This window comes from Actinosynnema sp. NPDC049800 (assembly GCF_040656635.1).
Lineage (GTDB): Bacteria > Actinomycetota > Actinomycetes > Mycobacteriales > Pseudonocardiaceae > Actinosynnema.
This window is the reverse complement of record NZ_JBFAMT010000024.1, coordinates 103,983-115,810: the sequence shown is the minus strand read 5'-3', so window position 1 is coordinate 115,810 and position 11,828 is coordinate 103,983. Positions and strand designations below refer to the sequence as shown.

The window sequence follows — 11,828 nt, the reverse complement described above, 5'->3', positions numbered from 1 at the left end:
TGGCTGGTTTTCCGGGGGGGGGGTTTGGCTTTGGGGGGGGGGGGGGGGGGCGGGGGGCCCCCGCGGCCCCCCCCGGCCGCCGGACTGCGCGGGTCAGGTGAGCTGGAGGTAGTCCAGCTCCGCGTACCCGGTGCCACCGGCGAAGTGGGGGGAGCCCTTCGCCAAGCGGATCACGTTGTAACCGGCCTTGAGGCCGACGGTGGTGCTCACGGTGCCGAACTGGCTCCACCCGGCCGTCGCCGGGTAGCTCACCGTCGACCACGCGCTGCCGTTGTAGGCCAGGCCCTGCGTCGCGGTCGCCCCGGTGCCGTTGGCGTACCCGATGGTCATCGTGTAGCTGCGGGCGGTGGGCACGTTGACGATGAAGTCGACGTAGCTGGCCGTGCGCGGGTCGCCGGAGTTGTCGATGCGGCCGACGTACCCGCCGTTGGACGCGTTGCCCGCGGAGAGCCGTTCGGCGCGGAACACCGACGCGTTCTCCGCCTCGTACCGCTGCTGGTAGGCGGGCACGCCGCTGGTCGGCTCGACCACGAGGTGGTACGAGGCCGTGGCGGACATGTTCGCCACCGGCACGGTGATCTCGCCGTTGGTGACGGTGTGGGTGGTGTTGGAGACAGTCGTCGGCGCGGACACGGTGGTGAAGCGCCCCGAGCCCGGCGTCGACTCCAACCGGACGCGGACGCTGCCGCCGAACCCGCCGAGGCCGGTGACGCGGACGTTGTTCGTGCCGGACTCGTCGCCGAAGACGACGTCGACGCGGCGACGGGTGCTGTCGTAGGAGGCGAAGCCGTCCAGGCCGGTCTGCGCGCGCGGGGTGGTGCGCACCATGTTGCCGGCCATGTCGCCGTACCACTTGTAGAGCCACCAGGACGCGGTCGGCTGGTTGTTGTGGGTCAGGCCGTTGACGGTGCCGTACTCGTACCAGAACGCCCGGTCGGCCGCCCAGACGCCGGCGCGCTCCAGCTTGGCGATGTAGTTGGTGACGCGGCCTGGCACGTCGATCTCGGCGGTGGTGGCGTACTCGTTGATGAAGACGCGCCGCGGGCTGATGCCCAGCGACGACTCCATGGCCCGGTACTCGGCCACGTGCGCGGCGATGCCGGAGCTGCCGGACAGCTCGTGCCAGACGACCAGGTCGGGCAGGGTGTTGGTGTTCTTGGCGTTGGTGAGGAAGGCCCTCATCCGGGTGGCGCTCCAGTAGGAGTCACCGGGGCCCGCGACGGGCGTGACGGTGTCGCGGGTCCGGATGCGCTGGACGGTGCGCGTCCACCCCGCGTTCCAGTCGCCCGCGGCGGCGGTGTTCCAGGTCCAGTCGGCCTCGTTCCAGATCTCGTAGGCGGTGATGTTGCTGACGGTGGTGGCGGCCAGGCGGTCGTTGACGATCTGGTCGACCTTGGCCAGCCAGTCGTCCCAGCCGACCCAGCGGTAGGGGAAGTCGCGGTAGATGTCGGGCATCCGGATGACCTGACCGGCGCCGACGCGGTCGGCCTGCGGCGCGACCAGGAGGGCGTCACCACCGGGCGGCTGGCCGTTGGGCGCCTGGCCGACCCGTGGCGGCGGCTGGGTCAGCGTGTGCATCTTGATGGGCAGCAGCATCGAGTCCGCGGGCCGGCTGTTCTCGGCCAACGCGTACAGGCCGCCGGACGCGACGTGCGTGACCGGCCGGAACGGCACGGCCGCGTCGACCACCAGCGTGCTGCCGGCCGCCTGGGCGGAGTGGAGGGGTATCGCCACCAGGGTGGTGGCGGCGAGGGCGGAGACCGCTATCGCGGTCCGCAGTGTCGGCTTTGGCACCGTGCACCTCGTTCGGGGTTCGGGAGAGGGATGGGTGTCATCCCGTGGTGGTGGTCGGGATCCAGACGCGCATCGGACCGGGCGACCGGTTGCCCCACAGGAAGTAGGGGACGGCGGTGAGGTCGATCGCGGCGGCGGCGTTCTCGGTGGTGCGGGTGCGGTACAGGGCGTCGTCGTCGGGCGGCACGACCACGCCGCCGGCGGTCAGCGCGACCGGGACGTCGGGCAGGTCGGTCCGCGTGCCGGACGTGGTCGGGTCGATCCGGACGTCCTCCAGCACCACGTCGGCGGGCAGGTCGGCCTGCTCCACGCAGTAGACGAGCGGGCCGCGGGCCAGCGCGACGCAGCCGCGCACGGCGTCCACGCGCGGGTGCGCGGTGACCACGCGGACCGGCATGGCCAGGTCGAGCGCGACGGTGGCGCCGGCCGACCAGTCGCGGTGCAACCGCACGTAGCCGCGGTCGGGCCGGACGTCGACCGGCACGCCGTCGACCAGCACGGACGCCTGCGCGCACCAGCCGGGCACGCGCAGCGCGAGCGTGAACGGAGCCGGCCCGGTCACGTCCAGCTCCACGCGCCCGTCCCACGGGTACTCGGTGCGCACCGTGATCTCACCGGCCGAGGTGCGCACCGCGCCCGCCGAGTACAGGTGCACCTGCACGCCCGTGTCGTCGGTGGTGGCGGCGTAGCCGTGCAGGGACGCGACGAGCCGGGCCAGGTTCGGCGGGCAGCACGCGCACGAGTACCACGGCAGGCGCTGTGACGGCGCGTCCTCGTGCGAGCCGTCGTGACCGGTGCGCAGGTGCAAGGGGTTGGAGTAGAAGAAGTGCGTGCCGTCCGACGACGTCGAGCCCGCCACCGCGTTGTACAGCGCGCGTTCGAGCTCGTCGGCGTAGCGGGACTCGCCGGTGGCCAGCAGCATCCGCCAGTTCCACTGCACGCTCGCGATCGCCGCGCACGTCTCGCCGTACGCCCGGTCGGCCGGCAGCTCGTACGGGTCGCCGAACGCCTCGTCGCGGTGCCGTGAGCCCTGCGCGCCGGTGAGGTAGGTCTTGCGCCCGAACGCGTCGTCCCACAGCCGGCGCGCGGCGGCGAACAGCTCGTCGTCCCCGGTCTCCACCGCGACGTCCACCATGCCCGCCAGCAGGTACAGCTGCCGCACGACGTGCCCGGCCACCTCGTCGGCCTCCCGCACCGGGACGTGGTCGACCAGGTAGGACGAGCCGAAGCGGTCGCCGTCGAGCAGGCCGTGCCCGCGCGCGTCGAGCATGCGCGCCGCCAGGTCCAGGTACGGCCGGTGCCCCGTGACCCGGTACAGCTCGACCAGCGCCGTCTCGATGCCGGGGTGCCCGTCGAGCGGGGTGGGCCCGTCCGGCGCGCCGAAGCGGTCCACCACCAGGTCGGCCACGCGGCGGGCGACCGCGACCAGCTCGGCGCCGACACCCGCCCGCGCGGCGGCGACGGCCGCCTGGATCAGGTGCCCGGCGACGTACAGCTCGTGGCTGTAGTGCAGTTCCCGCCAGCGCAGTTCCGGCTTCACCGCGGTGTAGTAGGAGTTCAGGTAGCCGTCGTCGCCCTGTGCCTTCGCCAGCAGCTCGGCGGTCGCGTCGACGAACGCCCGCAGCCGCTCGTCGTCCGGGTCCGAGGTGAGCTGCCACGCGGCGGCTTCCAGCGTCTTGTGCACGTCGGAGTCGGCGAACCACATGTTGCGGAACTCGCCGGTCGTCTCGCCGGTGACGAGCCGCAGGTTGTCCAGCGCGCCGGAGACCTCCAACTGCTCGACGCAGTGCGGCAGGGTGCCGGTGGCGTTGCGGCGCTGCCACCGGCCGAGGAAGCCGTCGGCGGCGAAGGCGACGCCGTCGAGGGCGACGGGGCGCAGCGCGGTGGTGGCGGTCGGGGTCGGCTGGACGGGGCCTTGGTGCGCAGTCATGGGTGGGGTGTTCCTTCCGAGCCCGTGAGATCAGCCCTTGAGGGCGCCAGAGGTGAAACCGCGTACGTAATGCCGTTGCAGCAGCAGGAAGACGACGACGCACGGCAGCGCCGACGTGACCACGCCCGCTTGCAACGCCTCGAAGTCGACCGACCCGAGGCTGCCGGACTGGAGGTTGAACAGCGCGACCGGCAGCGTGAACTTCGCGCCGTCGGTCAGGAAGATCAGCGGCGCGACGAACTCGTTCCAGGCGGCGAGGAACGAGAACAGGCCGACCGTGACGACGCCGGGCAGCACGCCCCGCAGCAGCACCCGCCACAACGCGCTGCCGGGCGTGCAGCCGTCGATCAGCGCCGCCTCCTCCAGCTCGCGCGGCAGCGCCTCGAACGAGCTGCGCATCATGAACAGCCCGAACGGCAGCTGGAACATCGCCAGCACCAGCCCGAGGCCGACCAGCGAGTTCTGCAGGCCGATCCAGCCGAGCAGGATGTAGAGCGGCACCAGGATGGTGGTGTAGGGCACCATCAGGATCGCCAGCGTGACGATGAACAGCAGGTTGTGGCCGGGGAACCGCAGCCGTGCCAGCGCGTACCCGCCCAGCGTGGTGGCCACCACGGTGACCGCGACCGCGACCACCGCCACCACCAGCGTGTTGACCAGGTACGTGCCCAGACCGCTGCCGTACTCGGCCAGCCGCTCGTAGTTGTCCAACCCCCAGCCCGGCTCGCCGTCGGCCGCACGCCTGCTGTTGACCGACGAGTACAGCGTCCACAGCATCGGCAGCAGGAACAGCACGGCCAAGGCCGCGCCCGTGACGTGGAAACCGGCCGTGCGCGCGCGTGACATGGCGCCCAATCTCCTTGCGGTGGGAACGATCACCGGCCGCGGCGCAGCAGCCGCAGCTGGGCGCCGTTGACGACGATGAGGACGGCGAGGATCGCCACGGACACCGCCGCGGCCCGGCCGAGGTCCTGGGACAGGAACGCCTCGCGGTAGACGCTGATGACCACGGTGGCGGTCTCGTGCCTGCCGCCGGTGAGGATGAAGAACTGGTCGAACGCCAGCAGCGAACCGGTCAGCGACAGCACCATGGTCAACGCGAGCGTCGGCCGCAGCAGCGGCAGCGTGACCCGCCACAGGATCTGCCTCCGGTTCGCGCCGTCGGCACGTGCCGCCTCGTAGAGCACCGGGTCGATGCTCTGCAGGCCGGTCATCAGGATCAGCATGTAGAAGCCGGCGAACCGCCAGGTGATCATCCCGACCGTGGACGCCAGCGCGTTGTCCGTCGAACCGAGCCAGTCGACCGGGCCGAGCCCGAGGAACCGGACCACCTCGTTCAACGGCGACGCCTCGGTGTTGAACAGCCCGTAGAACAGCAGGCTGGTGGACGCGAGCCCGACCACGCTCGGCAGGAACAACGCGGTCCGGTAGGCGCCGACGCCGGGTCGGGCCTCCTGCACCAGCAGGGCCAACCCGAACGCGACGAGACCGAGCACCACCGTCGTGACGGCCGTGTACTTCAGCGTGAACACGATCGCCCGCAGGAACAACGGGTCCTGCAACGCGCTGTAGTTCGCCACCCCGTTCGGCGCCGACGCGCCGAGCAGCGGCCAGTGGTTGAACGACATCCACACCATCAGCACCAGCGGGACGACGAACAGCACGACCACCAGCAGCGCCATCGGACTGGCGTAGAGGATGCCGAGCCTGCGCCGCGCGCCGGCGATGGTCGGACGACGTCGGTCCGGTGGCGCGGCGCGGGTCGGTGCGGGCGGCCGGGTCCGCGTGACGGTCGCCATCGTCAGCTGCCGGCCAGGGACTCGGTGATGGTGCCGTTGTGCTGCTTCAACGTGGCGCCCACGTCCTGCGAGCCGAACAGCGCGTCGGTGACCGCGGCCGTCCACGGGCCGTTGGTGTCGTTGAACGTCTTGCCGAAGTTCACCGAGATCGGCGTCTGGCCCTCGCCCGCGAGCAGGTTGAACACCCGCAGCCGGTGGTCCTGCTTGGCGTAGGCGTTGTCGGCGAGGTCGCTGCGCACGGTGATGTTCTTGTTCTTGGCCAGCACCTCGACCTGCGCCTGCTCCGACAACGTCCAGGAGATGAAGTCCCACGCCGCCGCGGCCTTGGTGGAGTTGGCGCTGATCCCCAGCACGTCACCGCCGACGAACGACGACCGCCCGCCCTTCGGCCCGGGGATCGGCGCGATGCCGATCTGCAGGTCGGGCCCTTCCTCCATGCCCTGCAACGCGGTCGCGCCCATCGGCTGGATGCCGATCTTGCCGTCGGCGAACAGCTGCGTCCACGTGGGACCGGACTCGTTCTTCGCCGAGGCGGGCACGATCCCCTCGGCGTACATCCGGCGCATCGTGCCGTAGACGTCGGCGGCGACGCCGTGGTCGAGCGTCGCGGCGGTGCCCTGCTCGTCGAGGACGGTCTCGCCGGCGGCCCAGATCATCGGCCACGTGGTGAACAGCATGCAGCCGGGGCACGCGCCGCCGAAGAAGTAGCCGTCCACGTCGCCGAGCGCGTCGACCTTCTTCGCCGCCTCGTAGAGGCCGTCCAACGTGGTCGGCGGGTTCTCCGGGTCGAGGCCGGCGCGGCTGAACAGGACCTTGTTGTAGAACACCGCGGACAGGTCGATGTCGTGCGGCACGCCGTAGACCTTGCCCTGGTGCGTCGCGGCCTCCATGTGGGCGGGCGCGAGCTTGCCCTTGAACGACAGCGTGTCCACCCGGGCCGTGAGGTCGAGGTACACGCCCTTGGCGGCGTAGTTCGGCGCGTAGACCACGTCGGCGGCGAGGATGTCGGGCAGCTGCTTCGCGCCCGTGGCGGTGCCCACCTTCTGCTGGTAGGAGTCGGCCGGGAAGACGGTCAGCTCGACCTTGTTCCGGTGGCTCGCGTTGTAGGCGTCGACCAGGGTCTGGCTGAACGTCGCCGTCGGCGACCTCGTCCACATGGTGACCGTGGTGCCGTCGTCCACGGCGGTGGTGTCGCCCGCCGACGCGGCGGGCGGGCCGCTCTGGCACGCGGTGAGGAGCAGCAGCGCCGCCGCGGCGGTGGCGAGCCTCCGGCGTGCGCGGGGCGGTGTGGGTGAACGCATCTGGCTCGTCTCCTCGTGCGACCACGCGCCCGGCTCGGGCAGGACGACGCGGTAAGGAAAATTAGGAAACCGGTTGCCTTGAGAACGTAGGGACGGCGTCGACCCGTGTCAAGAGCCGGTTTCGGGCCTGTGACGTGCTAATTCGTTGGTTGACTCAGCAGTGCGGGCAGCACGGGGTAACCTTCGCCCATGCCGCCGAGGAAAACGAAGGAAAACGCCGGGTCGCTGGGTCGCCCGGCCACGATCAGCGACGTGGCGCGGTTGGCGGGCGTCTCGGTCGGCACCGCCTCCAAGGCGCTCAACGGTCGCGGATCGCTGCGCGAGGAGACCCGGCGGCGGGTCCGGTCCGCCGCCGACGAGCTGGGCTTCCAGCCGAACACGGCCGCGCTCACGCTCAACTCCGGGCGCACCTACACCGTCGGCATGATCACCACCGACACCATCGGCCGGTTCAGCATCCCGTTGATGACCGGAGCGGAGGACTCGCTCGGCGCGGGCCGCATGTCGGTGTTCCTGTGCGACGCGCGCGACGACCCGATCCGCGAGCAGTACTACCTGCGCACGCTGCTCAGCCGCCGGGTCGACGGCATCATCGTCACCGGCCGCCGCACGCAGGCCCGCGCGCCCATCGGCGTGGACCTGCCCGTTCCGGTGGTCTACGCGTTCATCAGCTCCACCGACCCGCGGGACTGCTCGGTGGTGCCGGACGAGGCGGGCGGCGCGCGCAAGGCCGTCGACCACCTGCTGGCCCTGGGGCGGCGGCGGATCGCCCACGTCACCGGGCCCGAGCACCACCACTCGGCGGCCGTCCGGGCGTCGGCGGCGGTCCAGCGGCTGGCCGCGGCCGGGCTGGACCTGGTCGGCGCGCCGCTGTTCGGCGAGTGGAGCGAGGCGTGGGGCAGGCAGGCGACCGGCATCCTGCTCGGCGCGGCCGAGGAGTTCGACGCGGTGTTCTGCGGCAGCGACCAGATCGCCCGCGGCGTGGCCGACGCCCTGCGCGCGGCCGGTCGGCGGGTGCCCGACGACGTCGCCCTCGTCGGCTTCGACAACTGGGACGTCATGGCCCTGGCCTGCCAGCCGCCGTTGACCAGCATCGACATGGAACTGGAAGGGCTCGGGCGGACGGCGGCGGACCTCCTGCTCGCGGCCATCAACGGCGAACCCGCGCCCGGCAGGCACGTCAGCCCGTGCCGGCTGGTGCTCCGCGAGTCCACCGCCGTGTCGGTCCGGCCGGGCTCGACCAGGGTCGAGCAGGTCTAGCGCCACGGGCGCGGTCGTCTGCGCAAGCGAGTGGGCATCGTCGCCGCTCCTCGGGACGTCCGCACGGTGTGCCGTCGTGCGGGGTGACGCAGGTCTCGTCTGTTAACGTTAACAGACGCTGGTCGCTCGACTCAACCCCCCGATGGTCCTGACGCGGCGTTCCGACTCACCGCTCGTAGTCGGCGGGGTGTTAGCGATAACAGGTCACCCCCTCGTCAATGGTTGCGTCGGGCGGCGTGTCCGACCTCCGAACCGCGCGGGCGTTCGACCGGCGGGCCCATCCGAACGGGCGATTGCGACTCCGTGCAGTGGATCTTGCACGCGGAGTGGGCGAGGATGTGGCCCGACACGAGCGACGTGTCGCACCCGAGGCGGCCTGACGCCCTGGCACGAACGGCGAGCCACCATGACTTCTGTTGCGAGCACCCCGCTTCCGACGTCGGCCGACGTCGTCCCGTTCGGCCCGACGGCCGGGGACCGGGCGGCGGTGGCCGACCCCGGCGCCGGGCGCGGCCCGCGGTGGTTGGACGAGTGGCTCGACGCGAACCTCGAGCTGGTGGTGTCGTGGCGGCGCACCCTGCACGCGAACCCCGAGCTGATGCGCAAGGAGTTCCGCACCACGGCGACGATCGCGGACGTCCTGCGCTCGCTCGGCCTGCGACCGCGCGTGCTGCCGGTCGGGACCGGCGTGATCTGCGAGGTCGGCAGCGGGCCGCGGTGCGTCGCCCTGCGCGCCGACATCGACGCGCTGGCCGTGCCGGAGACCACCGGCGCGTCGTGGGCGTCGGGCGTGCCGGGCGTCTCGCACGCGTGCGGCCACGACGTGCACACCGCGATCCTGCTCGGCGCGGCGGCGGCGCTGGCGTCCGCGCCGGAGTTGCCGGGCCGGGTGCGGCTGCTGTTCCAGCCGGCGGAGGAGGAGCCGGGCGGTGCGCACGACGTGATCGCGGCGGGCGGGGTCGAGGGCGTCGAGCGGATCTTCGGCCTGCACTGCGACCCGAAGGTGCCGGTCGGCCGGGTCGGCATCAGGGTCGGACCGGTCACGTCCGCGTGCGACATGCTCGAACTGCGGGTGGGCGCGTGCGGGCCGGGCAGGCGCAACGAGCTGGACTGCGACGTCGTGCACGCGCTCGGCGTGGTGGCGACCGGGCTGCCCGCGATGCTGGCGCGTCGCGTGGACCCCCGGTCCGGGACGGTGCTGGCGTGGGGCCTCATGGACGCGCCGGAAACGCCCGACGGCACGCCGCGCGAAGGCGTGCTGCGCGGCACGCTGCGCACCGGTGACCCGGCGGTCAACGACCGGTTGCCCGCGTTGGTGCAGGAGATCGTCGGCGCGTTGCTGAAGCCGACGGGTGTGCGGTTCGCGCTCGACCACGTCCGGGCCGTGCCGGTGGTCGACAATGACCCGGAGAGCACCGCGATGGTGCAGCACGCGATCACCAGCGCGCTCGGGCCGCAGGCCGTCGCCTCGACCGGCCAGTCCACCGGCGGCGAGGACTTCGGCTGGTACCTGGAGCACGTGCCCGGCTCGTACGCGCGGCTTGGCACGTGGCCGGGCGAGGGCCCGCAGGGCGACCTGCACCAGCCGAGCTTCCACCCGGACGAACGCGCCCTGCCGGTCGGCGTGCGGACCATGGTCCACACCGCGCTCGCCGCCCTGTCGTGGCCGGTCTGAGGTCCTGGCCCGCCGCGTTCAGCGGGCGTTCAGCGTCTTGTCTGGACGTGGACTTCTCCTGTGTCGCGTCGGTCGGGGTCCGGTCAGGCCCCGGCGGGGCGGCGCGAACGGGGGGAAGCGATCGTGATGGCAGTGGATCCGGTCAGTGCCCGGAGCAGCACCGATTACGTGCTGCTGCTCAGACGCCGCAGGGAGGTCGCCGGGCTGTCCTACCGGCAGCTGGACCGGCGGGCGCGCCGGGACGGTGAGGCGTTGCCGCCGAGCACGGTGGCCACCATGCTGCGGCGGGCCACCCTGCCGGGCGTCGAGCTGGTCACGACCTACGTCCGGGCGTGCGGTGGTGACGACGCGGAGGTGGCCGCGTGGCTGGCGGCGCGGGCCCGCATCACGGTGCCCGACCCGGACGCGGGCGGCGTCGCGGCGACCGGGCCGCGCCTGCCGGTGCCGCCGCGCCAGCTGCCGCCGGGTGTCGCGGGGCTGGTCGGCCGGTGCCGGGAGTCGGTCGAGCTGGACGCGGCGACCAGCGGCCCGGAGCGCGGGCTGGTCGTGGTCACCGGTGGGCCCGGTGCGGGGAAGACCGCCTTGGCGGTGCACTGGGGCCACCGGTCCACGAGCCGGTTCCCGGACGGCCAGCTGTACGTCGACCTGCGCGGTCACGGCCCGGGTGGGCCGGTGAGCGCGGGCGCGGCGCTGGCGCACCTGCTGGTGGGGCTCGGCGTGCCGGCGGGCGCCGTGCCGACGGGTGACGAGCAGGCCGCCGCGCTGTTCCGCTCGGTGGTGGCGGACCGGCGGATCGTGCTGGTGCTCGACGACGCCGCTTCGGCCGACCAGGTGCGCCTGCTGAGACCCGGCGGGCGGGCCTCGTGCACGGTGGTGACGAGCCGCGACCGACTGGTCGGGTTGACCGTGCACGACGGCGCGCAGGTGGTCGACGTCGGCTCCCTCGACCGCGGGGACGCGGTGCGGGTGCTCGCCCAGTCGGCGGGGGAGCGGCTGGTGGCGGAGGAGCTGACGGCCGCCCGGGCGTTGGCCGACCTGTGCGACGACCTGCCGCTGGCGTTGCGGATAGCGGCCGGCGCCCTCGACCGGGACGCCCGGACGCCCATCGCGGACCTGGTCGCCGAGATGCGGGCCGACGGCGGGTTGACCGCGCTGGGCGTGCACGACGATCCGCGGGCCCGGCTGGACGTCTCGTTCGGGTACTCCTACGACGCGCTCGGCGAAGTCGAGCAGCGGCTGTTCCGCCTGCTGGCCGGCGCGACGGTGGCCGGCCTGCCCGCGTCGGTGGTGGCCGTGACGGCGGAGCTGGCGGTCGGGGCGGCGCGAGCGTCGTTGCGCCGGCTGACCGACGCGCACCTGGCGGTGCGGCTGTCGGGCGACCGCTACACCGTGCCGGGCCTGCTGGGTGAGTACGCGCGCACCCTCGGCGCGGCGAGCCACCACCTGCCCGCCAGGCAACTCCGCCACGCCGGCCCGGACGCCGCCTGACCGCCGCCTCCCGGCGGTCAGAACTCGAACCTGAACCGGTACCAGGGATCGTCGAACGGCTCGAACTTGTACCCGTCCCCCTTGGCGCTGACCGGCACGCGGTCCGGGCAGTGGGCCCATCCCGAGATCTCGCCCTCCACGGTGATCAACGTGCACCCGTCCGGCCGGTCCCCGCTGACGGTCACGGTGAACAACCCGACTTCGCGGTCCTCGATCCGCCTGCCCGGTGTCGCCTCGGCGACCACGGCTTCGAGGCCCGACCGGTGCGCGTCGAACACGGCGCGCGGCACCACGCCGGTGCCGGCCACCGCGTGGCCCGCGACCAGCACGGCCGGCGCCAGCAGGAACGGCCACAACCGCACGGCGTGCCGCAGTCGTGGCCGGGGCAGCATGATCACCGCGACACCGGCCATCGTCAGCCACGCCGTGCCCACCGCGAACACGGCCAGGTACGCCAACAGCAACGTCGAGAGGGAGCCGCCGGGTGGGATGGTCGCCCAGAACACCAGCGCCACCGGCACCGGGGACGCGACCGCGGTCCACCACGGCGACCACCACCACGACCTGCGTCCGACCATCGA

At 72.7% G+C, this 11,828-nt stretch carries 9 protein-coding genes; 3 read left to right on the top strand and 6 right to left on the bottom strand.

Annotation, left to right across the window (positions count from 1 at the left end):
• Positions 1–93: 93 nt before the first annotated feature.
• The 5 genes from AB0I91_RS25410 to AB0I91_RS25390 are packed head-to-tail and all read right to left on the bottom strand — an operon-like array spanning position 94 to position 6,824.
• Positions 94–1,794: a carbohydrate-binding protein gene (locus AB0I91_RS25410; protein ID WP_499639155.1), complete on the bottom strand. Its 1,701-nt coding sequence runs from the start codon at positions 1,792–1,794 to the stop codon at positions 94–96.
• A gap of 37 nt (positions 1,795–1,831) precedes the next feature.
• Positions 1,832–3,724, bottom strand: a complete 1,893-nt coding sequence (locus tag AB0I91_RS25405) for a glycoside hydrolase family 127 protein (protein ID WP_498780267.1) — start codon at positions 3,722–3,724, stop codon at positions 1,832–1,834.
• A 30-nt stretch (positions 3,725–3,754) separates the two neighbouring features.
• On the bottom strand, positions 3,755–4,570 hold the full coding sequence (locus tag AB0I91_RS25400) for a carbohydrate ABC transporter permease (RefSeq protein ID WP_498780266.1): 816 nt from the start codon (positions 4,568–4,570) through the stop codon (positions 3,755–3,757).
• A gap of 29 nt (positions 4,571–4,599) precedes the next feature.
• Entirely contained in the window at positions 4,600–5,523 is a 924-nt protein-coding gene (locus AB0I91_RS25395) for a carbohydrate ABC transporter permease (protein ID WP_499617963.1), read from the bottom strand.
• 2 nt (positions 5,524–5,525) lie between these two features.
• A complete protein-coding gene (locus AB0I91_RS25390; RefSeq protein ID WP_499639152.1) occupies positions 5,526–6,824 on the bottom strand; it encodes an ABC transporter substrate-binding protein in 1,299 nt (432 codons plus the stop codon).
• Positions 6,825–7,013: 189 nt separating this feature from the next.
• Here AB0I91_RS25390 and AB0I91_RS25385 point away from each other — a divergent pair, with 189 nt between their 5' ends.
• From AB0I91_RS25385 to AB0I91_RS25375, 3 genes are all read left to right on the top strand, one after another.
• The gene (locus tag AB0I91_RS25385; RefSeq protein WP_498780260.1) at positions 7,014–8,084 is read left to right on the top strand and encodes a LacI family DNA-binding transcriptional regulator; all 1,071 of its coding nucleotides are present in this window, start codon (positions 7,014–7,016) and stop codon (positions 8,082–8,084) included.
• Between the two features lie 406 nt (positions 8,085–8,490).
• Positions 8,491–9,759, top strand: a complete 1,269-nt coding sequence (locus AB0I91_RS25380; RefSeq protein WP_498780259.1) for an amidohydrolase — start codon at positions 8,491–8,493, stop codon at positions 9,757–9,759.
• Between the two features lie 168 nt (positions 9,760–9,927).
• Positions 9,928–11,247: a hypothetical protein gene (locus AB0I91_RS25375; RefSeq protein WP_499639150.1), complete on the top strand. Its 1,320-nt coding sequence runs from the start codon at positions 9,928–9,930 to the stop codon at positions 11,245–11,247.
• A gap of 17 nt (positions 11,248–11,264) precedes the next feature.
• Here the strand turns inward: AB0I91_RS25375 and AB0I91_RS25370 are convergent, their stop codons facing one another.
• Positions 11,265–11,825, bottom strand: a complete 561-nt coding sequence (locus AB0I91_RS25370; RefSeq protein ID WP_498780255.1) for a hypothetical protein — start codon at positions 11,823–11,825, stop codon at positions 11,265–11,267.
• Positions 11,826–11,828 lie beyond the last annotated feature (3 nt).

Excerpts from the sequence above, each read along its gene's own strand:
- AB0I91_RS25390 (WP_499639152.1), bottom strand. The coding sequence starts at position 6,824 with ATGCGTTCACCCACACCGCCCCGCGCACGCCGGAGGCTCGCCACCGCC.
- AB0I91_RS25405 (WP_498780267.1), bottom strand. The coding sequence starts at position 3,724 with ATGACTGCGCACCAAGGCCCCGTCCAGCCGACCCCGACCGCCACCACC.
- AB0I91_RS25380 (WP_498780259.1), top strand. The coding sequence starts at position 8,491 with ATGACTTCTGTTGCGAGCACCCCGCTTCCGACGTCGGCCGACGTCGTC.
- AB0I91_RS25395 (WP_499617963.1), bottom strand. The coding sequence starts at position 5,523 with ATGGCGACCGTCACGCGGACCCGGCCGCCCGCACCGACCCGCGCCGCG.
- AB0I91_RS25370 (WP_498780255.1), bottom strand. The coding sequence starts at position 11,825 with ATGGTCGGACGCAGGTCGTGGTGGTGGTCGCCGTGGTGGACCGCGGTC.
- AB0I91_RS25400 (WP_498780266.1), bottom strand. The coding sequence starts at position 4,570 with ATGTCACGCGCGCGCACGGCCGGTTTCCACGTCACGGGCGCGGCCTTG.
- AB0I91_RS25385 (WP_498780260.1), top strand. The coding sequence starts at position 7,014 with ATGCCGCCGAGGAAAACGAAGGAAAACGCCGGGTCGCTGGGTCGCCCG.